The 23,329-nt window shown below is 58.8% G+C and carries 19 protein-coding genes, 1 tRNA gene and 1 pseudogene; 9 read left to right on the top strand and 12 right to left on the bottom strand.

Going from position 1 to position 23,329, the window contains the following annotated elements:
- Positions 1 to 13: 13 nt before the first annotated feature.
- A complete protein-coding gene (locus ABGT73_RS12985; protein WP_346670082.1) occupies positions 14 to 253 on the bottom strand; it encodes a phosphopantetheine-binding protein in 240 nt (79 codons plus the stop codon).
- A 92-nt stretch (positions 254 to 345) separates the two neighbouring features.
- Positions 346 to 2,226 carry an ATP-dependent zinc metalloprotease FtsH gene (gene ftsH, locus ABGT73_RS12980; RefSeq protein WP_346670081.1) on the bottom strand — a complete coding sequence of 627 codons (1,881 nt, stop codon included), beginning with the start codon at positions 2,224 to 2,226 and terminating at the stop codon, positions 346 to 348.
- 536 nt (positions 2,227 to 2,762) lie between these two features.
- Here ftsH and ABGT73_RS12975 point away from each other — a divergent pair.
- Positions 2,763 to 3,143 carry a winged helix-turn-helix domain-containing protein gene (locus ABGT73_RS12975; RefSeq protein ID WP_346670080.1) on the top strand — a complete coding sequence of 127 codons (381 nt, stop codon included), beginning with the start codon at positions 2,763 to 2,765 and terminating at the stop codon, positions 3,141 to 3,143.
- Here the strand turns inward: ABGT73_RS12975 and ABGT73_RS12970 are convergent.
- Positions 3,121 to 4,365, bottom strand: a complete 1,245-nt coding sequence (locus ABGT73_RS12970; RefSeq protein ID WP_346670079.1) for a family 10 glycosylhydrolase — start codon at positions 4,363 to 4,365, stop codon at positions 3,121 to 3,123. The genes ABGT73_RS12975 and ABGT73_RS12970 overlap by 23 nt on opposite strands.
- A 105-nt stretch (positions 4,366 to 4,470) precedes the next feature.
- Between ABGT73_RS12970 and ABGT73_RS12965 the strand changes: the two genes are divergently transcribed.
- Positions 4,471 to 4,544: transfer RNA gene (locus ABGT73_RS12965), tRNA-Ile, on the top strand.
- 268 nt (positions 4,545 to 4,812) lie between these two features.
- On the opposite strand, the gene gyrA is transcribed toward ABGT73_RS12965, so the two are convergent.
- The 8 genes from gyrA to dnaA form a co-directional block, all read right to left on the bottom strand.
- Positions 4,813 to 7,383, bottom strand: coding sequence for a DNA gyrase subunit A (gene gyrA, locus ABGT73_RS12960; RefSeq protein ID WP_346670078.1), 2,571 nt, complete (start codon positions 7,381 to 7,383; stop codon positions 4,813 to 4,815).
- Positions 7,384 to 7,475: 92 nt separating this feature from the next.
- Positions 7,476 to 7,961 carry a transposase gene (locus tag ABGT73_RS12955; RefSeq protein ID WP_346670077.1) on the bottom strand — a complete coding sequence of 162 codons (486 nt, stop codon included), beginning with the start codon at positions 7,959 to 7,961 and terminating at the stop codon, positions 7,476 to 7,478.
- A 39-nt stretch (positions 7,962 to 8,000) separates the two neighbouring features.
- The gene (gene gyrB, locus ABGT73_RS12950) at positions 8,001 to 9,989 is read right to left on the bottom strand and encodes a DNA topoisomerase (ATP-hydrolyzing) subunit B (protein WP_346670076.1); all 1,989 of its coding nucleotides are present in this window, start codon (positions 9,987 to 9,989) and stop codon (positions 8,001 to 8,003) included.
- Between the two features lie 75 nt (positions 9,990 to 10,064).
- Complete coding sequence (locus ABGT73_RS12945) at positions 10,065 to 10,325, bottom strand: extracellular matrix regulator RemB (protein WP_346670075.1); 261 nt, start codon at positions 10,323 to 10,325, stop codon at positions 10,065 to 10,067.
- A gap of 210 nt (positions 10,326 to 10,535) precedes the next feature.
- Positions 10,536 to 11,636 (bottom strand): DNA replication/repair protein RecF, encoded by a 1,101-nt coding sequence (gene recF / locus ABGT73_RS12940; protein WP_346670074.1) that lies wholly within the window; start codon positions 11,634 to 11,636, stop codon positions 10,536 to 10,538.
- Positions 11,636 to 11,851 carry an RNA-binding S4 domain-containing protein gene (locus ABGT73_RS12935; protein WP_346670073.1) on the bottom strand — a complete coding sequence of 72 codons (216 nt, stop codon included), beginning with the start codon at positions 11,849 to 11,851 and terminating at the stop codon, positions 11,636 to 11,638. The genes recF and ABGT73_RS12935 overlap by 1 nt, the downstream gene beginning before the upstream one ends.
- Before the next feature lie 4 nt (positions 11,852 to 11,855).
- Entirely contained in the window at positions 11,856 to 12,965 is a 1,110-nt protein-coding gene (gene dnaN / locus ABGT73_RS12930; protein WP_346670072.1) for a DNA polymerase III subunit beta, read from the bottom strand.
- A 505-nt stretch (positions 12,966 to 13,470) separates the two neighbouring features.
- Entirely contained in the window at positions 13,471 to 14,781 is a 1,311-nt protein-coding gene (gene dnaA, locus ABGT73_RS12925) for a chromosomal replication initiator protein DnaA (RefSeq protein WP_346670071.1), read from the bottom strand.
- Positions 14,782 to 15,161: 380 nt separating this feature from the next.
- Here dnaA and rpmH point away from each other — a divergent pair, with 380 nt between their 5' ends.
- The 5 genes from rpmH (at position 15,162) to jag (ending at position 18,485) form a co-directional block, all read left to right on the top strand.
- Positions 15,162 to 15,296 (top strand): 50S ribosomal protein L34, encoded by a 135-nt coding sequence (gene rpmH / locus ABGT73_RS12920; RefSeq protein ID WP_007048468.1) that lies wholly within the window; start codon positions 15,162 to 15,164, stop codon positions 15,294 to 15,296.
- Positions 15,297 to 15,429: 133 nt separating this feature from the next.
- Positions 15,430 to 15,798: a ribonuclease P protein component gene (gene rnpA / locus ABGT73_RS12915; protein WP_346670070.1), complete on the top strand. Its 369-nt coding sequence runs from the start codon at positions 15,430 to 15,432 to the stop codon at positions 15,796 to 15,798.
- Positions 15,795 to 16,049: a membrane protein insertion efficiency factor YidD gene (gene yidD / locus ABGT73_RS12910; RefSeq protein ID WP_346670069.1), complete on the top strand. Its 255-nt coding sequence runs from the start codon at positions 15,795 to 15,797 to the stop codon at positions 16,047 to 16,049. Before rnpA ends, yidD begins: the two co-directional genes overlap by 4 nt.
- 321 nt (positions 16,050 to 16,370) lie before the next feature.
- Positions 16,371 to 17,390 (top strand): YidC/Oxa1 family membrane protein insertase, encoded by a 1,020-nt coding sequence (locus ABGT73_RS12905; protein WP_346670068.1) that lies wholly within the window; start codon positions 16,371 to 16,373, stop codon positions 17,388 to 17,390.
- 15 nt (positions 17,391 to 17,405) lie between these two features.
- On the top strand, positions 17,406 to 18,485 hold the full coding sequence (gene jag, locus ABGT73_RS12900; RefSeq protein WP_346670067.1) for an RNA-binding cell elongation regulator Jag/EloR: 1,080 nt from the start codon (positions 17,406 to 17,408) through the stop codon (positions 18,483 to 18,485).
- 163 nt (positions 18,486 to 18,648) lie between these two features.
- On the opposite strand, the gene ABGT73_RS12895 is transcribed toward jag, so the two are convergent.
- Positions 18,649 to 19,683 carry an acyltransferase gene (locus tag ABGT73_RS12895; RefSeq protein WP_346670066.1) on the bottom strand — a complete coding sequence of 345 codons (1,035 nt, stop codon included), beginning with the start codon at positions 19,681 to 19,683 and terminating at the stop codon, positions 18,649 to 18,651.
- A gap of 186 nt (positions 19,684 to 19,869) precedes the next feature.
- Here ABGT73_RS12895 and ABGT73_RS12890 point away from each other — a divergent pair.
- Together ABGT73_RS12890 and ABGT73_RS12885 are read left to right on the top strand one after the other, a co-directional pair.
- A pseudogene (locus ABGT73_RS12890) lies at positions 19,870 to 20,364 on the top strand (FtsK/SpoIIIE domain-containing protein); the annotation flags it as partial.
- Positions 20,365 to 20,501: 137 nt separating this feature from the next.
- Positions 20,502 to 23,321, top strand: a complete 2,820-nt coding sequence (locus ABGT73_RS12885) for a DNA methyltransferase (RefSeq protein WP_346670065.1) — start codon at positions 20,502 to 20,504, stop codon at positions 23,319 to 23,321.
- The last annotated feature ends 8 nt before the right edge of the window (positions 23,322 to 23,329 follow it).

The following is a 23,329-nucleotide window of genomic DNA, read 5'->3' as shown; positions in this document are numbered from 1 at the left end:
GGGCCGCATGTTTTTACGCTTCGGCGTTTTCTGCCTGGTCAACGACAAAGCGCCACAGTTCACCGATCGTCATATCCACGTTCAGTTCGCTCTCGTCGATCTCGACGCCCAGCGCTTCCCCCAGCGCCCAGGCCAGTTCCACCATGTCCTCATGGTCGGCGCCCAGGTCGCTGAGCGCTACGCTCCGGTTCAGTTCCGCCGTATCACAGCTGAACTGTTCGGCCAAAAGCTCCTGCAGTTCCTCGAACGTCACTCTGTGTTCCCCCTCTCACTGGGAAGTTTTCTTTTATGATACAGGGCAGCACCCCATTCGTCAAGGGGTTGCAAGGGTATAAAAGCACAAAATTACTGGCTTTCTTTTGTGGAATCTGCCGGATGCGGGGCCGGTAATTGCGGCTGTGCGTTCAAAATCCGCATGAATTCTTCGCCCGAGATGGTCTCCTTTTCATACAAATACTGGGCGATCTCATCCAGTTTCCGTTTATTCTCCGCCAGCAGCTTGAGGGCTTTCTGGTGGGCTTCCTTTACCAGCTCCACCACCTTGGCGTCCACCGCCGCGGCGGTCTGCTGGCTGCAGGCCAGGCTGGCGTCGCCGCCCAGATAGGCGTTGTTCACCGTTTCCAGGGCCACCATGTCGAAGTCGTCGGTCATGCCGTAGCGGGTCACCGCCGCCCGGGCCAGCTTGGTGGCCTGCTCAATGTCGTTGGAGGCGCCGGTGGTGATGGAGTGGAAGATCAGCTCCTCGGCCGCCCGGCCGCCGGTAAAGGTGGCGATCTTGTTGAGGATCTCCTCCCGGGTCATGAGGGTGTGGTCCCCCTCGTCCACCTGCATGGTGAAGCCCAGGGCGCCCGAGGTGCGGGGCACGATGGTGATCTTCTGCACGGGGGCGCTGTGGGTCTGGAGGGCCGCCACCAGGGCATGGCCCACCTCGTGGTAGGCCACGATGCACTTTTCCTTGTCGTTCAAAATCTTGTTCTTCTTCTGGGCGCCCGCCAGGATGGTGTCCACCGCCTCCTGGAGGTCGAACTGGGTCACGGCCTTGCGGCGGTGACGCACGGCGCAGAGGGCCGCCTCGTTGATGATGTTGGCCAGCTCGGCGCCGGAAGCACCGGGGGTCATGCGGGCCACGATGGCAAAGTCGCAGTCGGGGCCCAGTTTCACCTTTTTGGCGTGGAGCCGCAGGATGCTCTCCCGGCCTTTCAGGTCGGGCAGTTCCACCGGCACACGGCGGTCAAAACGGCCGGGACGGGTCAGCGCCGGGTCCAGGGATTCGGGGCGGTTGGTGGCGGCCAGGATCACCACGCCCTTGGTGGCGTCGAAGCCGTCCATTTCGGTGAGCAGCTGGTTCAGCGTCTGTTCCCGCTCGTCGTTGCCGCCCACGGCCCCGGCGCCGTCACGCTTCTTGCCGATGGTATCGATCTCATCGATGAAGACGATGCAGGGGGCTTTCTCGCCGGCCTGCTTGAAGAGGTCCCGCACCTTGGAGGCGCCCATGCCCACGAACATCTCCACGAACTCGCTGCCCGCGATGGAGAAGAAGGGCACGCCGGCCTCACCGGCCACGGCCCGGGCCAGCAGCGTCTTGCCGGTACCCGGAGGGCCCACCAGCAGCACGCCCTTGGGCATCTTAGCGCCGATGTCCTCGTATTTCTTGGGGTTGTGCAGGAAATCCACGATCTCCTGCAGGCTTTCCTTGGCCTCGTCCTCGCCGGCCACGTCCTGGAACTTGATGCCGGTCTTGTCGTCCACCACGTACTGCTTGGCGCCGGACTTGCCTCCGAACAGCATGGCGTTGGCGCCACCCATGCCCTGCATCCGTTTGGCCAGCCAGCGGTTGGCGAACCAGAACAGCACGATCACGGGCAGCATGCTGAGGATCAGGTTGAGCAGAGAATCCCAGATGGTGGGATTCTGGTAGACCGTGCCGAACTCCACCCCGGCGTTTTCCAGCCGGTTCACGAGGTCGCCGTCCTGGGCGATGGCGTTGGTCTTGTAGGCCTGGTCCTGGTTGTCCACAAAGTAGATCTGCTGATCTTCCAGCTGGACGGTGGTCAGCTGCTTGTCCTCCAGCATCTGAAGGAAGGTGCTGTAGTTGACGCTTTTCACGCTGGCCTGCATCATAGCAGGGAACAGAAAGATGTTGCCCAGCAGCAGCAACACCAGGATCACGGCATAGCCGATCCAGAGTTTTTTCTTGGGATCTTTGGGAGGGGTCGTTTCTTTCATGGGTATTCACTCCTTACAAAGGATAGCATGCACCGAAATCATGAACCGCATGTGAATGGATTTTGAACGAATCGAAAAATCCGCGCAGTTATCGGGTTTTTGGGGACCGGCGGGGGACTTTTCCACACTTTCCACCGAGTTATCCACGGTGGAATGGTGGAAAACTCTGTGGAAACTGTGGAAAACCGGGTGGAAAACCGGGGAATTTTCCCGAAACCGACGGATTGCCGTCCAAATCGATGGGGAAAGTTTCCACAGTTCTTCACAAGGGACGGAAAAACCGCCCGGGGAAACTCCTTCCGGGCGGTGGAAAACAGTTTTACGCAGGGCTGAGGCGGGTGGAAAACTTCCCAAACACCGGCAGGATACCCTCATTGTACCCTTTTCCTGCAAAAAATGAAAACATTTTTCCAATTATTGCACAATTTTAAATATTTTGTATAACTATTGGCAATATTTGTAACAAGTCGGCAACATCTGTCGTTATAGTATATAAGAGAGAATGAAAAATGTATCGCCAGAAGGAGGGCTGTTCCATGTCCAACGCCATTGCATTGCAGGAAGTTTTTGTTTCGCCGTCCAACACCCGGCCGCTGCTGCGGCGGGCGCGGCGGCTGACGGATTTCCGGTTCAAGGACCTGCATCTCGACCTGCGGGCCCACCGGGTGTTCCGCGGCGAGGAGGAAGTGGCGCTGACGCCCCGGGAATACGCCCTGCTGGAAACGCTGGTGCGCAACCGCAACATAGTGCTGACCCGCAGCCAGCTGCTGACCGACGCCTGGGGGTATGATTATATCGGGGCCAGCCGCACGGTGGATGTGCACATCAACCGGGTGCGGCGCAAGCTGGGGCTGGAACAGGACATCCAGACGGTGTTCAAGGTGGGCTACCGCCTCAATACCCGGGGGAATCTGTGACCCACCGGGCCGCCAGTGCCTGCCGTTCGGCTTGGGCCAGCTCGGGCCAGCCGGTGTTTTCCCACAGGGAAGCGTAGCGGTAGAGCCCCACCCCGCCGATGCCCAGGGATTCCAGGGCGTCCAGCTGGTCGGCCAGGGCGTGGCCGCTCTGCCATTCGGCGGCGCCGGCCGTGGAGCCGTCCCCGTCGCCGATGCGGTAGGCGCCCAGCCCCACATAGAGGGCCACGCCCCCGTTCCGGGGCAAGTCTGCCCAGCGGGCGGCCAGCGTATCCAGACTGTGGGCGGTGTCGCCGTCCTGCGTATACGTCAGCCCCCAGTAGAGCTGGGGCATCAGATAGTCCACGTAGCCGCCCTGTGCCAGCCACAGGGCGGCGTCGCTGTATTGGCCGTCGTAGCAGAGGTCGGGGTCGCCCAGGGGGGCCACCCCCAGCCGCAGGCCGTACCGGGCGGTGACGCCGTGGCAGAGGGCCATAAGGGCGTTCACGTTGTCCCGCCGCCAGTCCTCCAGCGAGAGGCCGGTGTCCGCCGCGGCGTACTCGGCCGCATCAAAGGCGGCGGAAGTGGTGGGGTAGAAGTAGTCGTCAAAATGGATGCCGTCCAGGTCGTAGTTTTGGCACAGTTCCTCCACGCCGTCGGCGATGTACTGCCGCACGGCGGGGTTGGCGGGGTCGAGATAGCTGCCCGATTGGGTCTCTTTGACCCAGTCGGGGTGGGTTATGGCGGGGCTCTCGTCGCAGAGGGCGGGCACGCCCCCCGCCTGGATGCGGTAGGGGTTGACCCAGGCTTCCAGTTTCAGGTCCCGGGCGTGGGCAGCCTGTACCAGCAGAGCCAGCGGGTCGAAGCCGGGGTCCTGGCCCTGGGTGCCGGTGCAGAGGTGACTGAAGGGGAAGTAGCGGCTTGGATACAGCGCATCCCCGAAGGGCCGCACCTGGGCCAGCACCACGGTGGCCCCCACCGACGCGATGTTGTCCAGCATGGCGGCAATGTCCCGGGAGAAGGCGTCGGCACTGGAAAAATCCATCTGCTGCCATTCCAGATAGCTGACCCAGACGGCGCGATAAGGCCTGTCCCGGGCGGCGGGAACAGCGGTGACGGCGGGCGCCGGGCTGGGGGTGGGGGCAGCGGTTTCGGGGACAGGCGCGGCGGGAGAGAAGAGCAGCGGCGCCGCCAGCACCGAGAGAAGCAGGACGAGGGCGGCCAGCGCCCAACCCAGACGAGACATAGTTCCATCCCCCTTTGGCACAAGGTATGTGGGGACGGGCCAAAAAATGACGCGGGACTTGGCAATGGGCTCAAATTGTGGTATACTAATGTGTACGACTGATGCGGGCCATTAGCTCAGTTGGTCAGAGCTGGCGGCTCATAACCGCTTGGTCCCGGGTTCAAGTCCTGGATGGCCCACTCATAAAAGAACGTCCCCGACCCGGGGACGTTTTTTTATTGAAAAAGGCCATCCAGGACTTGAACAGCCCGTAAGACGACAGTCCAGCGGACTGTCGGATAGGGCGCGGGTCATCAGAGGATGGCCCACCATACGGGAGAGCCTGTTCTTTTCTTGCAAGAAAAGAACCAAAAGAACTCTCAACAAAAATATCCCGAGGGGTAAACCCCCTCGGGATATTTTTATTTGGAATTTCTTCGGTTCCTTCTTTGCAAAGAAGGAACAAGATCACTCGTCGTCGGGGACATCGGCGGCTTCGTCGGCGCGCTCGGCAGCCTCGATAGCCGCCAGTTCCTCGGCGGTAGGTTCGCTGTCGTCGCCGGCATCGGCCTCCACCTTGGCGGTCTCGGCGTCGTTGTCGCGGTCGACACGTGCCACCATGGCCACCTTGTCGCCCTCGGCCAGCCGCATCACACGGACACCGCTGCCGTAGCGGCTCTGCACATTGATGTCCGAAGCATGAATGCGGATCAGGATACCGTTGGCGCTGATGAGGATCAGGTCGTCGGTCTCGTCCACGATCTTGATGCCCGCCACATCGCCCTTGGCGTAGTTGCGGATCCCCAGACCGCCGCGCTTGGTAATGCGGTAATCGTCCACACGGCTGCGGCGTCCCTTGCCTTCCTCGGTGATGGTCAGCACGGTGGCGCCCGGACGGCAGACGCCGGCGCCGATCACGTAGTCGCCCTCACGCAGCCGGATCACCCGCACACCGTGTCCGGTACGGCCCATGGACCGGGCGTCCGACTCGGTGAAATGGATGGCCGCACCGTCATGGGTGGCCACGATGATCTCGTCGCTGCCGCCCGTGAGATGGCTCCACACCAGACTGTCGCCCTCGTTGAGGCCGATGGCGATGAGGCCCGCCTTGCGGATGTTGCGGAACTGGGACAGCGGCGTGCGCTTGATGAGACCCTGCCGGGTCACCATGGTCAGGTAGGTGTTCTCCTCGTCGGCCTTGGCGCTCTGCTGGAGCATCAGGGTTACCTTCTCGCCCTCCTGGAGCTGCAGCAGGTTCACGATATGGCTGCCCTTGGCCGTGCGGCTGCCCTCCGGCACCTGGTATCCCTTCAGGCGATAGACACGGCCCTGGTCGGTCATGAAGAGCATATAATCGTGGGTGGACCCGACGAAGAGCTCCTCGGTGAAGTCGTCGTCCTTCTGGGTCATGCCCTGGACGCCCCGGCCGCCGCGGTTCTGGGCCTGGTAGGTATCCAGCGCCGTGCGCTTGATGTACCCCTCGTGGGTCAGCGTGAAGACGCAGGTCTCCTCGGGGATCAGGTCCTCGATATCCACCTCGCCGGACACCGCCTCGATGGAGGTGCGGCGCTCGTCGCCGTACTTGTCGGCCAGCGTCTGCAGGTCGGTCTTGACGATGCGCTTCACGTGCTCGTCATTGGCCAGAATATCCTTGTAATCGGCGATGGCGGCGCGCAGTTCGCCCAACTCCTGCTCGATCTTCAGGATCTCCAGACCGGCCAGACGGCCCAACTGCAGCTTGACGATGGCGTCGGCCTGGGGTTCGTCGAAGTCGAACCGGTCCATGACGGCCTGGCGGGCTTCGGCGAAGCCGCCCTTGCAGGCGCGGATGGTGGCGATGATCTCGTCCACGATGTCCACGGCCTTGTGCAGGCCTTCCAGGATGTGTTCCCGCTCCTGGGCCTTTTTCAGGTCAAAAGCGGTGCGGCGGCGGATGACTTCCATCTGGAAGTCGATGTACCGCTCCATGACGGTCTTCAGGCTCATGATCTTGGGCACGCCGTCGTCCAGCGCCAGCATGATGACGCCCACGGTGTCCTGGAGCTGGGTGTAGCGGTAGAGCTGGTTGAGCACCACCTGGGGGTTGGCATCCTTCTTGATCTCGATGACGATCTTCATGCCGGTGCGGCTGGAAGATTCGTCGTTCAGGTCGGAGATGCCGTCGATGCGCTTGTCCTTGACCAGGTCCGCGATGGATTCGATGAGGCGGGTCTTGTTGACCATGTAGGGGATCTCGGTGACGAGGATCTCATACCGGCCGTTTTTCTTTTCCACGATCTCGGCGCGGCCCCGCAGGGTGATCTTGCCGCGGCCGGTGGCGTAGGCCGCCCGGATGCCCGACCGGCCCATGATGATGCCGCCGGTGGGGAAGTCGGGGCCCTTGACGTACTCCATCAGCCCGGCCAGGTCGATGTCGGGGTTGTCCATGAGGGCGCACATACCGGCCACCACTTCCCGCAGATTGTGGGGCGGGATGTTGGTGGCCATGCCGACAGCGATGCCCTGGCTGCCGTTGACCAGCAGGTTGGGGAACCGGCTGGGCAGCACGTGGGGTTCCTTCTTGGTCTCATCGAAGTTGGGGTCCCAGTCGATGGTATCCTTCTCGATGTCGGTGAGCATCTCGCAGGCGATCTTGGACATGCGGGCCTCGGTGTAACGGTAGGCAGCCGGAGGGTCGCCGTCCACCGAACCGAAGTTGCCCTGGCCGTCCACCAGGGGATAGCGCAGGCTGAAATCCTGGGCCAGACGGACCATGGCGTCGTAGACGGAGGCGTCGCCGTGGGGATGGTAGGAGCCCAGCACGGCACCGACGGTATCGGCGGATTTGCGGTAGGGATGCTGGGGATCGTTGCCGCGCTCGTGCATGGTGTAAAGGATGCGGCGGTGGACGGGTTTCAGGCCGTCCCGCACATCGGGCAGCGCGCGGGAGACGATGACCGACATGGAGTAATCCAGGAAGGCCGTTTCGATCTCCTGTTTGACATCGCGCTCAATGACCTTGGTGCCGGACCCCGGCACCATAATGATATTTTCTTCCATTCAGTGTACCACCTTGGAATCGATAGAATTGAGGAGATTGGTTGTAGGGCGGGGTCTTGACCCCGCCGGACGATGCGGCGGGAACAGCTATGTCACGCCTTGCCGTCCAGCACCCATTTTCGGGGATTGTTTTCGATATAACGCTGGATTTCCAGCAGTTCCTGCTCACAGCGGACCACATGGTCGTAAAAGGATGCCTGCCACAGCGAGCGTTTGCATTTGCGGCTGACCCCTGCCTTGTACTGCCCGATAAGGGTGGGGATGGTAGGGCGGGGTCTTGACCCCGCCGCGGCAACCTCCTGCAGCTGCAAAAGGATGTGCAGATGATCGGGCATGATGACATACTGCAGCAGCTCCACACCTGCAAAATGGCGGGGCAGCGCCAGCAGGTCCTGTTCGGCAATATTGCCGTAGGGTGTCAGTTCCAGGGCGACCGTAACGGCGGGGTCAAGACCCCGCCCTACGATCCGGGCAAGACAGCGGCTGCGGTTTTTCGTGCAGAGCGTCAGAAAATAGACGTTGGCTGCGCTGTAATCCAGATGCGGCAGCCGCGGATGTTTGCGTTTCGGCAGTTCCATGATTGCCTTTCTGCCGGGGTTGCCCCCGTTGACCGGCCCTTACACGTCCAGATTCGCGAACTTTGCGTTCTTGACGATGAACTGGCGGCGGGGTTCCACCTGCTCGCCCATGAGGATGCTGAACGCCTCGTCGGCGCGCTCGGCGTCCTCGATCTTGATCTGGACAATGACCCGGTTGTCGGGGTTCATGGTGGTTTCCCACAGCTGGTCGGGGTTCATTTCGCCCAGACCTTTGTAGCGGTTGACCTTGGCGCCGGGCATCTCGGCGGAGAGCACCTTCATTTCGTCGTCGTTGTAGGCGTACTTGACGGTCTGGCCCTTCTGCAGCTTGAAAAGCGGCGGCTGGGCCACATAGACGTAGCCGTGCTCGATGAGGGGCCGCATATACCTAAAGAAGAAGGTGAGCATCAGGGTGCAGATGTGGGAGCCGTCCACATCGGCATCGGCCATGATGAAGATCTTGTGGTAGCGCACTTTGGAGATATCGAACTCGTCGCCGATGCCGGTGCCCAGGGCGGTGACCACCGGCATGAGCTTGTCGTTGCCGTAGATGCGGTCGGCGCGGGCCTTCTCCACGTTGAGCATCTTGCCCCACAAGGGCAGGATGGCCTGGATGTTGGAATCCCGGCCCATCTTGGCGGAACCGCCTGCAGAATCGCCCTCCACGATGAAGAGTTCGGTCTTGCTGGGGTCTTTTTCGTGGCAGTCGGCCAGCTTGCCGGGCATGCGGTTGGATTCCAGGGCACTCTTGCGGCGCACCAGTTCCCGGGCCTTCTTGGCGGCGGCGCGGGCGCGGGCCGCCTGGGTGGCCTTCTCGAGGATGGCCTTGGCCACGGCGGGGTTCTCCTCAAAGTACTCGGTCAGCGCCTTGTACACCACGTTGCTGACCAGGCCCTTGATGAAGGTGTTGCCCAGTTTCGCCTTGGTCTGGCCCTCGAACTGGGCCTCCTGCAGCTTCACGCTGACCACCGCGATGATGCCCTCACGGGCGTCGGAACCGGAGAGGTTCTCGTCCTTGTCTTTGAGAATCCCCTTGGCCCGGGCGTACTCGTTGAGCACGCGGGTCAGCGCCAGCTTGAAGCCCTCCTCGTGGGTGCCGCCCTCGGGGGTATGGACGTTGTTGGCGAAGCTCAAAAGCAGTTCGTTGTAGCTGTTGTCGTAGTACTGCAGGGCCACTTCCGCCACGGCGCCCTGGCCCTCCCCCTTCATATACATGACCTGGGGGGTCAGCGGCGTCAGGTCGCGGCGCTCGCAGAGGTAGCTCACAAAGGAGCGGATGCCGCCCTCGTAGCACATCGTCTCACTGCGGCCGTCGTTTTCGGGGCCCTGTTCTTCGGCGGGACGGTCGGAGGCGGGGCGCTCATCGGTGAGGGTGATGCGCACACCGGCGTTGAGGAAGGCTTCCTCCCGCAGACGCTTGAGCAGCGTTTCGTAGCGGTAGAGGGTGGTTTCCTGGAACATCTCGGGGTCCGGCTTGAAGATGACCATGGTCCCGGTGGAGGCTGCCGTGCCGATCTTTTTCAAATCGCCGTCCGGCTTGCCGCGCTTGAAGCTCTGTTCGTACTCGGCGCCGTCGCGGCGGACCCGCACGGTGAGCCATTCCGACAGAGCGTTGACCACCGAAGCACCCACGCCGTGCAGACCGCCGGCCACCTTGTAGCCGGAATCCTCGCCGCCGAACTTGCCGCCGGCGTGCAGCACGGTGTAGACGACGGTGACGGCCGGGATGCCCAGCTTGGGCTGGATGTCCACGGGGATGCCGCGGCCGTTGTCCGACACCTGGATGATGTTGCCGGGCTTGATGGTGACTTCGATGTGGGTGCAGTAGCCGGCCAGGGCCTCGTCGATGGAGTTGTCCACGATCTCGTAGACCAGGTGGTGCAGGCCGGAAGGACCGGTGGAGCCGATGTACATGCCGGGACGCTTGCGCACCGCTTCCAGGCCTTCCAGGACCTGGATCTGGGCGCCGCCGTAGGCGTGATCGGTGGCCGTCTCGCGGTTGGTTTCGGTGATGATTTCTTCTGCCATGAAGTGATTGCCTCCTGTTTGGGTGAGGGTTCGGAATCTATTGTGTACAAAGTGGTTGTGTCGTTGGGGTGGCCGCTACCATTCGGCCTTTTCGGCGCGTTTTTTCAGCGCCGCGGGGGACAGCTGACTCAAGTACAGCGTTTCGTCGGGGAAGTCGGTGAGGATGAAGCTGCGGGGCAGCGTGCCGGGGGCGCACAGGTCCACCACGGCGCCCTCCGACTCGGCCGTCTGAAAGAAGGCCTGGGTGCGGCGGGATGCCCCCGCCGTCTCCAGGTCGAACACACCCAGCACATCCCGGGTGTTCAGCACAAAATCCTGTCCGGCATGAAAATACATGGTACTACCCTTTTTTCTCCTACTTTCTTTGCAAAGAAAGTAGGCAAAGAAACTCCAACAGAATAGTCCGTGAAGTATGCGTTCCCGTAAGGCTGACGATTTCCCGGGCCTTGGGTATCTGTTTTTCCGCTGGCTGTAGGGCGGGGTCTTGACCCCGCCGGAGCATCGAGCGGTCACGGCAACATCCCGCGGCGGGGAAGAATCCCCGCCCTACAGCGGCCTCTCCGACGCCTGCCCGCCCTTCACATAGACGATCTTGCCGTTGGTCCGGGCAAAAGCCGCCGTGTCGCAGGTGGTGACGATGGTCTGGTGCTCCCCCATCCGGGTGAGCAGATAGGTCTGCCGGTCGTCGTCCAGCTCGCTGAGCACATCGTCCAGCAAAAGCACCGGGTGTTCCCCGAAAAAGTCTCCCACCACGGTGGCCTCCGCCAGTTTCATGGCCAGCACACAGCTGCGCTGCTGGCCCTGGCTGCCAAAGACCCGGGCGGGCTGGCCGTCCAGCTGCAGGTCCAGGTCCTCCCGGTGGGGTCCCGTCAGACAGAACCCCGCCCGCAATTCGGCGCTGCGCACCGCCGCCAGCTTTTCGGCCAGGGCGTCGGCGGTGGGGGCTTCGGCACAGCACTGGTACCGCAGGGCGAACACCTCCGCCCCGTGGGAAATTTCCGCGTAGTTCTGCGCCGCCGCGGGGGCCAGCGCCTCCACAAATTTCTGCCGGTGGGCCATGATCTGCCCGCCGTACTGGGCCAGCTGCTCGTTGTAGGCGTCCAGCAGCAGCGCGCCATTTGGCGTGATCTCATAGCTTTTCAGAAGGGCGTTTTTCTGGGCCACCAGCCGCATGTACCGCCGCAAAGCCACCAGATAGGGCCGGAACACCTGGCAGAGCGCCGAATCGAGAAACCGGCGCCGCCCCTCGGGCCCGCCCTTGACGAGAGCCAAAAGGTCCGGCTCGAACACCACGGCCTGGAAATTGCCCGCCAATGCGGCGGCCCGGCCCTGGTCCACGCCGTTGAGCTTGCCGGTGCGCCCCGGGCGCTGACTGCCCCTGGCCCCCACCGTCAGGCGGATGGTTTTCTCGCTGCCCGCCGTCTCAAAGGAACCTTCCAGCACGGAAAATTCGCAGCCGCGGCGGATGAGTTCGGCGTCCTTGGCGCCCCGGAAACTCTTGCCGCCGGTGAGCAGCCAGATGGCTTCCAGCAAATTGGTCTTGCCCTGGCCGTTGGGCCCGCACAGGACCGTTAAGTTGGGGTCGGGGTCCAGCACGGCGTGGGCGATGTTGCGGTGGTCGGTGAGTTCCAGATGCTCAAGGCGCATCAGCCGCCCTCCGCGACCTGCACGGTCTGGCCGTCCAGTTCCACCGTGTCACCGGCGCGGCATTTCTTGCCCCGCATGGTGCACACTTCGCCATTGACCTTCACCTGGCCGCCCTGGATCAGTTCCTTGGCTTCGCCGCCCGTCTCACACAGGCCGGCGAATTTCAGCAGCGCGTCCAGCTTGATATACTCGGTATGGATCCGCAGTTTTTCCATAGGATCAGCCCTCGTTCTTGAACCGGACCGGCAGCACCAGATAGATGAAGTCCTTGCCGTCCTCGGGCAGGATCTTCACGGGGCTCAACGGTCCGTTGATTTCCAGCACCATCCGCTCGCATTTCGAATACCGCATGGCGTCCAGCAGATAGCGGTTGTTGAAGCCGATCTCCACAGGGTCGCCGGTCATGGCCACGGGCGGGAACTCGTCCACCACTTTGCCAAGCGGGGTCTGGCACCGCACGGTGATCTTGTCCTCGGCAAAGGTGATGCGCAGCGGGTTCTTCAGCCGCTCGGTGATGATCAGCGACGCACGCTCAATGGTGCTGATGAAGGTCTTGCAGTCCACCGTCACCCGGGTCTTTTTGTCTTTGGGGATGACGCTCTCGTAGTTGAGGAAGTCGCCCTCGATCAGGCGGCTCATGATGGTGTAGCCGTTGGTGGTGAACACCACATACCGGCGGTTGGCGTCGATCTTGACGGGGTCGTCCGGCCCGCCCATGATCTTTAAGAGTTCCTGCAGGGTTTTGGCGGGAATGATGATGCGGATATCCCGGGTGCATTCCACGTCCCGCTGGATGATGGCCAGACGGTAGCCGTCCAGCGCCACAATGGTGAGGCTGCCCGGCTCAATGACGAAGAGTTCGCCGGTGTGGGCGGGTTTCTTGTCGTCCTGGCTGACGGCGTAGATGGTTTTTTCGATGAGGTCCCGCATCATGCTGGTGGGGATGGTCATGGTGTTGTCGGCGCCGGTGACGGGCAGGCTGGGGTAGTCCGAAGCGTTCATGGCGGGGATCTCGAATTCCGCCACACCGCCGCTGATGATGGCCTGGCCTTCGTCGGTGAGTTCGATGCGCACATCGCCGGCGGGCATACGGCTGACCATGGAGAGCAGGAGTTTCGCCTCCAGTACCGTTTCACCGGGTACAAGGACGTTGCATTCGATGGTGGTGGTGATGCCCATTTCCATGTCGTAGCCGGTGAGGGTCAGGTTGAAGCCCTCGGCTTTCAGGTAGATGCCTTCCAGCACGGGGATCGCCGAACGGTTGGTAATGGCGCGGGAAACGCCTTCGATCGCCGAAGCCAGAAGGGATTTTTCGCATTCAAATTTCATGGCAGGTCCTTTCTCGGTCTTTGTTCAGCTGAAAGACCCGACTGTATTCAAGAGGATAGTTTGTTTCTGTTTTTGTTTTCCACAGATCCGGCATCTTTTTGGCAAGAAAACCGCGAACTGAATCTGGTTTTGGAAGCAGAAACTATTAACTATTCTCGTAGTAGTAGTAGGGGGTGTGAAAACGGTGGAAAAGTCCGCGCGCTTCGGTAACGGCGCGGAAAACGGAGGTTGAGTTTTTCTCCACCGTCTGTGCAGAAAGTGGTGGAAAACCTTGAAAACCCGAGTTTTTCACCGCGGTTCTTGAAAACCGCCTGTTGAAAAGGGAAAACTCTGTGGATAAGTTGATTGTACTTTCTTTGCACCTACTTTCTTGAAAGAAAGTAGGCAAAGAACTTTCAAAGCCACGTCCCGCAGCGGGGATGACCCTTTTCTTTTTTATAAAAATCGAACATCGTTCGATTTTGGTTGGAGTTTCTTTGGTTCTTTCTTTGCAAAGAAAGAACACTCACGTGCGGACGTTCTTCATGATATCGCTGCACATCTCTTTGAGGTGCTGGTCCCTGGTGATGTTTTCCGCCATCGTCTTGATGGAATACACCACGGTGGAATGATCCCGCTGGAACTCCTGACCGATGGCCTCCATGCTCATGCCGGTCACTTCCCGGATGATATACATGGTCATCTGCCGGGCCGCGCTCACGTTGGCGTTGCGCTTCTTGCCCCGGATATCCGCCGGCATCACATTGTAGGTCCGCGCCACCTCGTTGAGAATCTTCTCAATGGTCACCGGGATGGGCTGGCTGTCGTTCAGCGTATCCTTGATGGCGGTCGTCGTCACGCCGATGCAGGGGGCAATGCCCTCCAGCATGTAATAGGCGTTCAGCTTCTTCACCGCGCCTTCCAGCTGCCGGATATTCTGCTTCAGATGATTGGCAATATACTCCGCCACGTCGTCGGGCAGGTCCAGGTTGAGAAGCTCCGCCTTCCGCTTCACGATGGCCACGCGGGTCTCGAAATCCGGCGGCTGAATGTCGGCGGTCAGGCCCCACTCGAACCGGGTGCGCAGCCGCTCCTCCAGGCTCTTGATCTCCTTGGCCGGACGATCCGACGCAATCACGATCTGCCGCCCGTCGTTGTGCAGCGTGTTGAAGGTGTGGAAGAATTCCTCCTGGGTGCTCTCCTTGCCCGCCAGGAACTGGATATCGTCGATGAGCAATACGTCCGCCTGACGGTACTTCTGCCGGAACTGTTCGGTGGTGGCCGTCTTCACCGCCGTGATGATCTCGTTGGTGAACATTTCACAGTCCACATAGACGATGTTGAAATCCGGGTGGTTCTTTTTGATCTCGATCTGGATGGCGTTGAGCAGATGGGTCTTGCCCAGGCCCGACGGTCCGTAGATGAACAGCGGATTGTACGCCCCCGACGGATTCGCCGCGACAGCCTGGGCCGCCGCATAGGCAAACTGGTTGGAGGGACCCTTGATGAAGTTCTCGAAGGTGAAATCGTACCGGCCGCTGGGCAAATTCTTTTCTTCCAGCTTGGGCTTTTCCGGCTCTTCCTCTTTTTTCGGGGTGACGAACACAAGATCGACATCAAATCCCAGTACAGACTTGAAGGCATCCTTCAGCATCGCGGTGTACCGGTCCGACACAATGCCCAGAATGAAGGCGTTGCGGATCTCCAGCGTGATGGTGTTGGAATTCTCAAAGCTGACGGCTTTGATGTCGCTGATGTAGTATTGATAGGTTGCCTCGGCAGTATGTTCACGGCAATAGGCCTTGGCCGCGTCCAATACGTCGTTGATGGAATCCATGACTTACGATACTCCCCACTTCCTGTTAAAAATCGCGCCCTGAGCGCAGCGCGGTGCAAACAAAAATTTGCAGGGCGTCCTGGCTTCATGAAGGGCGCAAAAACACTACATACAGTATACCACAAAAGGGGGTTCAAAACAACACCCTATTATAATAAAGTAGGAACTTTTTTGGTGACGTTCACGGCAAAGGAAGCCACTAAATATGGGGGTATGGATTTCGGGGGCCACAACTGTACGGCGGAACGAAAAATTTATCCCCAAAACTATTGACAAATGCTGCCGTTATCGCGTATAATCTAAGACTGCAAGGCTGCCCCTGTATGGGCAAAGCCCTGAACCAACCGCCCATACCGGGAATTCAACAGGAGGAATGAAAAATGAAGCGTACTTTCCAGCCCAAGAAGCGTCAGCGCAGCCGCGTGCATGGTTTCCTGCAGCGCATGAGCACCAAGAACGGCCGCAAGGTCCTGGCCCGTCGTCGTGCCAAGGGTCGCAAGAGCCTGACGGTCTGATCTTTGGAAATGAAGGAAGTAAAGGGTTGCTGGCAACTGGGTCAGCAGCCCTTTTTTCGAACGACAACAAAGAGGGGAACAGGCCCGCAGGTTGGTGCCGGCCCCTCGTGAATCGTTTTGTGGAGTTTTGCCCATGCGTTACCGCACCTTGAACAAAAACTGGCAATATAACCGCGTGTACGGCCGCGGCAAGAGCTACGTGCATCCCCATGTGGTGCTCTACGTGGCGAAAAACCGGCTGGGGTATACCCGCATCGGGCTGACCGCCACCAAGAAGGTGGGCCATGCCGTACAGCGCAACCGCTGCCGCCGCGTGATGCGGGCCGCACTGAGCGAACATCTCTCGCAAAATATCGGCGGATATGATATAATACTGGTAGCGCGCGGTCAGACCCCCCACCTGAAGAGCACCCAGCTGAGCAAGACGCTGGGCAAACTCTTTGCCAAGGCGGGCCTGCCCGACCTGGCCAAGCCCGCCCAGCCGGTGGAAAATCCCCAATGACCCGGCTGCTCATCGCGCTGCTGCGCGGCTACAAAAAATATATCAGCCCGCATCTGGGGCATCACTGCCGGTTCATACCCACCTGCAGCGAATACGCCATGCAGGCGCTGGCCGTCCACGGACTTGTGAAGGGCCTGCTCCTGACGGTCTGGCGGCTGCTGCGCTGCAATCCCCTGTGCAAGTTCGGCTTCGACCCGGTGCCCGAAAAGGGACGATGGGTCAATGAAAAACGGAAACTCACCCGGGGGTGAGGCGGACCTTTTGCGGGTATCTTGTAGGGTGGGGATTCTTCCCCGCCGCGGGGTTTTGCGGTGGCCGCCCAATGTTCCGGCGGGGTCAAGACCCCGCCCTACAGCCGCCGGAAAAACAGATACCCAAGGCCCGGGATGCCGTCCGCCTTACGGGAACGCATACTTCCCGGACTATTATGTCAGAGTTTCTTTGCCTACTTTCTTTGCAAAGAAAGTAGGAATAAACCCGTTTCTTATGCTTCTCATGTCTTTGCGCTGCGCGGCAAAGACCTACTTTAAAATACACGCTTCCGGGCGCAGCCGGGGCAGAATGGACAAGCTATGCAAATTCTCTACTTCCTGGCCATCCTGATTGGCCCGCTGGTGAAGGTTCTGTACAACCTCATCGGCAACTACGCGGCGACGATGGTAGTCGCCACCATCATTCTGAAGCTGCTGCTTTTTCCGCTGGCGATTCACCAGCAGAAATCCATGGCCAAGATGTCGGTGTTCCAGCCGCTGATGAATGAAATCCAGCAGAAATACAAAAACAACCCCCAGAAGCAGCAGGAAGAGCTGATGAAGCTGCAGCAGGAACACGGGTTCAATCCCATGGCCGGCTGTCTGCCCATGCTGCTGACCATGCTGGTGCTGTTCGGTTTCCTGGGTGTCGTGTACTATCCGGTGCACTACATCTTCGGTGTCTCCGACGCCGCCGTGCGCCAGGCCTGTGAGGCCCTGGGGCTGGCCACCGCCAACGCCGCCACCATGCAGACCTCGCTGATCCAGGCCATCCATCAGGGTGCCCCCATCAGCCCCGACATCATCCCGGCCAGCGTGGTCACCGAGATCCAGAACTTCAACACCTCCTTCTTCGGCATGGATATGTGCGATATCCCCGGCTTCCATGTGACGCCCATCGCCATCTTCCCCATCATTGCCGCCGTGACCATGCTGCTGAGCTATTTCTTCACCCAGAAACTGTCCGGCATGGGCAACCAGATGCAGACCAGCATGAAGGTCATGATGTGGGTGATGAACCTGATGTTCGTTTCCTTCTGCTTCAATGCGCCGGTCGGTTTCTCGCTGTACTACGGTGTGTCCAACCTGTTCCAGATCCTGCAGAGCTTTGTAACCTACAAGATCTACAGCCCCGAGAAGTTCAAGGCCCAGTATGAGGCGGAACTGGCGGCCAAGCGTGCCGAGAAGAAGAAGAAAAAGACGATGACCATCGAGGAGAACGGCCAGACCGTGACCAAGGAAGTGACCGGCAGCGAGGCGAACAAGCTGCGTCTGGAGCTGGCGCGCAAGCGGGAAGCCGAGCTGTACAAGGATGAACGGACCACACCGTTGCAGAAATAACAAGGAGGGAGAATCATGCGCACCATTGAGATGAGTGCCCGCACCGTAGAGGACGCCGTAGCGGCGGCCTGCGAAGCGCTGGGCGTGGATCGTGACGATCTGAACGTGAGCTATGAAGTCCTGGAATTCCCTGCCCGCAAACTGTTCAAGGTGATCCCTGCGAAGGTGCGGGTGAAGGTGGAGGAGCCGGAGGACACGGCGCCCGAGACCGCCGCACCGGCCCCTGTGGAGGCCGTGGAGGCCCCGGTGGAAGAGACCCCAGCCCCGGCCGAAGAAGCCGCCCAGGAGGCCGCTGAGCCCGTCCAGGAGGCGGACACGGCGGCGGAAGAGGCGCTGGACATCGATGCCGACCCGCGGCTGCAGGCGGCGGTGGAGTACCTGACGCCGATTTTCAAGCTGATGGGGGTGGAGGATTTCACCTTCTCGGCGCTGAAGAAGGGCGAAGCCACCATTCTGCGGGTGAGCGGCAGCCACATGGGCGCGCTGATCGGGCGCCGGGGCGAGACGATGGAGAGCCTTTCCTACCTGGCGAGCCTGGTGGTGAACCGGATGGAGGGTCCCTACGTGAAGCTGGGCCTGGACGTGGGCGGTTACCGCGACAAGCGGGAGGACGACCTGACGGCGCTGGCCAAGCGGATCGCCGACCGGGTCATCCGCACGGGCTGCTATTATGAGATGGAGCCCATGAACCCCTATGAGCGGCATATCATTCACACGGCGGTGGCGGACATCGAGGGTGTGCGCAGCGAGAGCAAGGGCGAAGGGCCCAGCCGCCGCGTGGTGATTTATTCCACCGATCCCAACGCCAGCAACCTGCCGGACCGGGACAACGCCCGGAATGCCCGTGGCGGCCGCGGTGGACGTGGACGCCGGGATGGTGGACGCGGACCCCGTCGGGACGGCGGACGCAGTGGTCGCGGCGGACGCGGACCGCGCCGGGAAGGCGGAAGCCGGTACGGCGGGCCCCGGTCCAGTGTGCCGGGCCGCGAGTTTGCCGATGCGCCCCGGGATCCCAACGCCCAGCCCATGGCACCCAAGCCGGCTGAACATATCCATGACGGCGACGACTTCGCCTTCGGCAAGATCGAGCTGTGATGGTTGCGCGGGTTCTGTTCTTTTCTTAGAAAGAAAAGAACCAAAAGAACTTTCAACCAAAACTACCCCGCAGGGTGAAAACCCTGCGGGGTAGTTTTATTGGAGGTACTTTGGCTCCCTCTCCCAGGAAAGAACAAACCGGGAACATCACAGTCATGGGGGGTTATTGTTTAGAGTTTCTTCGGTTCCTTCTTTGCAAAGAAGGAACAAAGGAACAAACGAGGGGTATTCCCACCAGTGCCAGCAGGGCGAAAAGCAGTCGTGCGGCAGGGGCATCGGCGGGGAAGGCGTCGGGCAGGCGCATCCAGACCGAATCCAGCACCCACAGCCCGAAGATATGCCAGCAGAAGATCTCCATGCTGTGGCGTCCCGCGGCCTGCAATACGGTGCTCACCAGCGGCACCCTGGCCAGCAGGGCGCAGACCGCAATGCACAGCACGGTGCCGGCGGTCCCGGCCAGGAAAAAGGATACCGTCCCCCGCCAGTCCGCGTACCGGCCGTAGACCCGCAGATTCAGGTCGTAGGTGTCGTGGCGCTGAATGTACGCCACTGCACAGACGATCAGCAGCGGCAGCTGCCGTGGCTGGAACGGCTGCCGGGCAAAATCCAGCCCGGCCAGGGCATGGCCCATCAGCATATAGGCGGCGCCCATGGGTGCGGTGTCCAGACACCAGGGCAGCAGCACGGGGGTGGCGCGCAGCAGCTGGGCGGCCGCCAGCAGCACGACCAGCGCCACCGCCAGCCGCCAGGGCGGGCCCAGCAGCCGCCGGACCAGGTAGAACAGCGCCGTGGCCGTCACCAACAGGGTCAGGAACCACAGCTGCCCGGCCCACAGACAGTTCACCAGCACCGGGTTGGCGGGGTCGTAGAACCGGCCGTACACCACGCTGAACACCGCCCGGCCGATCAGGTCGGTGTCCTCGCCCCGCAGGGGATAGAGCACGAACCAGATCACGAACAGCACGGCGCAGACGGTAAAATACTGCCGCACCATCCGTCCCAGCCGCTGGAGCGGACGGCTGGCCGAGGCCAGATACCCCGCCAGCACAAAGAAGAGGGGCACATAGAATTCATAGATCCAGGGCGCCGCGGGAGCCCACAGCAGCTGGGCATGGGAGGCCACCACCGCCAGAATGGCAAAGCCCCGGGCAATGTCCAGGGCGGCGATGCGCCCCGGACCCGAAACAGTCAGATTCATGGAAAAAATGTCCTTTGCGGGATTTTTCTCTATTATATACCGTGGCGCGGTGCGGAATCAACCGGCAGGGGGATGGAAGCCGCCGCCCGGCCGTGCTATAATGGAAAAAAGCGCAAAGGAAAGAGGAGAAGATCAAGATGAAAAGCATTCGCAGCATAGCGGCACGGCGTTCGTGTCGTTGAGAAGGACAAGGATACACTGGCGGAGTTGTCGTCTGTTGTTGAAGAACTGGAACGTCGCAAAAAGGACTATCTGGCTCACGATGTGCGCAGCCTTCCGGAGTACAGGGAAAAGGTGAACCGGGAGTTTCCAAGAATTGTTGTAGCGTGCGACGAGGTTGCGGAAATGCTGGATAAGGCCGGAAAGACCAAAGAACGCAAAGAAAATATCGAAAGCTATCTTTCGACGATTGCCCGGCAGGGACGTGCTTTTGGCATCCATTTGTTTTTGGCAACCCAGCGCCCGGACGCCAATATTCTGAATGGTCAGATTAAAAACAATATGGATATCCGTATTTGTGGAAAAGCAGACGCTACCTTGTCTACCATCATTTTGGGGGATGGTAAAGCGGATACCGAAATTCCCAAGGATGCACAGGGGCGCTTCATCATGCCGGACGGAACGCTTTTTCAAGGGTTCAATTTCAAGGACCCCTTCAAGCCGGATGATAAAGATAAATAATTGATATGTATACATCAAAGGGCAGGTACCGTGGGAACCTGCTCTTTTTTCATCATAAAGTGGATTCGTTTCTATTTGCTGTGTGGTACGGTTTATGCTATCATGATACGTAAGAACTGTGCTACGAGGTGAAAAGGATGACGGATGCACAACAGAAGAAAGCAGCAAAAGAGTTTGCCGAATACTGGAAGGGAAAAGGCTATGAAAAAGGCGAAAGTCAACCTTTCTGGCTTTCTTTGCTTCGGGATGTTTACGGCGTGGAGCATCCGGAACAGTTTATTGAATTTGAGGACCAGGTCCATCTGGACCACACCAGTTTTATTGATGGTTATATTCCATCCACTCGCGTACTGATTGAGCAAAAAGCACTGGACAAGGATATGAAGAAAGGAATCCGTCAGTCGGACGGTTCCTATCTGTCGCCGTTCCAACAGGCCAAGCGGTATATTACCGAATTGCCGTTGTCCAAACATCCGCGCTGGGTCATCACCTGCAATTTCAGCACCTTTTATGTGTATGATATGGAACGCCCCCAGGGGGAGCCGGAGGTTATCAAGCTGGAAAACCTGGAAAGCGAAGCCTATCGGCTGCAATTTCTGGTAGATTCCGGCAATGAGCATCTGAAACGGGAGATGGAAGTTTCCATTGCCGCCGGTGAGATTGTCGGACTGTTGTACGATGCTTTCTTGAAACAGTATGCAGATCCGGAAAGCGAACGAGCCTTGAAAAGTCTGAACAAACTGTGCGTGCGCCTGGTCTTTTGCCTGTATGCCGAGGATGCCGGTATTTTCGGCCACCATGGGATGTTCCATGATTATCTGTCTGCTTTTGATACACGCAGTATGCGCAAAGCAGTGTTGGAGCTGTTCCGGGTGCTGGACACCAAGCCGGAAGACCGGGACCCCTATCTCAAGGACGATAACCCGGAACTGGCTGCTTTCCCCTATGTGAACGGTGGACTTTTCTCGGATGAAGATATCGAGATTCCCCCCTTTACCGATGAGATTCGAAATCTGCTTCTGGTAAAGGCCAGTGAAGATTTCAACTGGTCGGAAATCAGTCCCACCATTTTTGGGGCTGTCTTTGAAAGCACCTTGAACCCTGAAACACGCCGCAGCGGGGGTATGCACTATACCAGCATCGAGAATATTCACAAGGTAATAGACCCTCTGTTTCTGGATGATTTGAAAGGGGAACTGGACGAAATCTGTGCCATTGCGGTGGACCGCACCAAGATGGCCAAGCTGAAAGCCTACCAGCGCAAGCTGGCATCCCTGACTTTTCTGGACCCGGCGTGTGGTTCTGGCAACTTCCTGACGGAAACTTATCTGAGTTTGCGTCGTTTGGAAAACCGGGTTCTGTTGGAACTGCTGCACGGTCAGATGGCTATGTATTCAGCCAGCGAAAGCCCGATACAGGTTTCCATTTCCCAATTTTACGGCATCGAAATCAATGACTTCGCGGTGACGGTCGCCAAGACGGCACTCTGGATTGCCGAAAGCCAGATGATGAAGGAAACCGAGAAAATCCTTCTGGTGCCGCTGGAGTTCCTGCCCCTAAAAACCAACGCCTATATTGTGGAAGGCAACGCCCTGCGGATGGATTGGGAAGAAGTTGTGCCCAAGACCCGGCTGAACTATATCATGGGCAATCCGCCGTTTGTGGGCTACTCCTTGCAAAGTAAGAGCCAGAAAGAGGATATTTTGTCCATTTATGTGGACGAGAAGGGGAACCCCTATAAAACCGCCGGTAAGATTGACTATGTTGCGGGATGGTATTTCAAAGCCGCGAAGCTTATGCAGGATACCGATATTCGCACGGCTTTTGTTTCGACCAATTCCATTACCCAGGGCGAGCAGGTCGCAGGCGTTTGGAAACCGCTGTATGAACGCTTTGGAATTCATATTGATTTTGCATACCGTACCTTCCGCTGGGACAGTGAAGCAAGCCTAAAGGCCCATGTGCATTGTGTAATTGTTGGGTTTAGTTGTGCATTGGAAAATAAAGTAAAGAAACTATATAGTGGCGATAGTCGGTATATTATGGCTGATAATATAAATCCGTACCTTCTTAATGCACCGAATATCTTTGTCGAAAGTAGAAATAAACCACTTTGCGATGTGCCAGATGTAATAAAAGGAAGTAGCCCTGTAGACGGCGGCAATTTGTTATTGGACCAAGAAGAATATGAAGAACTTATCCAAAAAGAACCTCTTGCACAAAAGTACCTTCGACCGTTTGTCGGAGCAAAAGAGTTCCTGCACAATATAAAACGTTGGTGCATTTGGATTCCCGTCTATAATCCGGCAGACATAAAAAACTTGCCTTTACTCAGAAATCATATAGAGGAAACAAAAAAATTTCGATTGAGCAGGTCTAAAGCAGCAACACGAAAATACGCTGATTACCCGACTCGGTTTATGGAATTGCGTCAACCTACTACATCCTATATTCTTATTCCGCGTCATTCATCAGAAAAGCGTAAGTATATACCATTTGGATTTATGCCTTATGATGTAATCTGTGGAGATGCAAATTCTATGTTGCCACAGGCGACCAAATATCATTTTGGAATTATGATTTCTAACGTACACATGGCTTGGGTAAAAACTGTTTGTGGGCGAATTAAAAGCGATTATAGATATTCTAATGACATAGTCTATAATAATTTCCCTTGGCCCACTCCTACCGACGCGCAAAAGGCTAAAATCGAGCAGACAGCCCAGGCAATTCTTGACGCTCGCGCTCTCTATTCGAATTGCAGTTTAGCGGACTTGTACGATGATGATTTGATGCCGCCGGAACTGCGCAAGGCACACCAGAACAATGACCGTGCCGTGATGCAGGCATACGGATTCGATGTAAAGACCATGACGGAAAGCTCTTGTGTGGCTGAACTGATGAAGATGTACCAGAAAAAAGTCGCCGAACTGGAAACCAACAAAAAGAAAAATTGAAAAGTTCA

The sequence above is a fragment of the uncultured Subdoligranulum sp. genome (assembly GCF_963931595.1).
Lineage (GTDB): Bacteria > Bacillota > Clostridia > Oscillospirales > Ruminococcaceae > Gemmiger.
The sequence above is the reverse complement of the archived record's forward strand: the minus strand, read 5'-3'. Positions and strand labels throughout refer to the sequence as shown.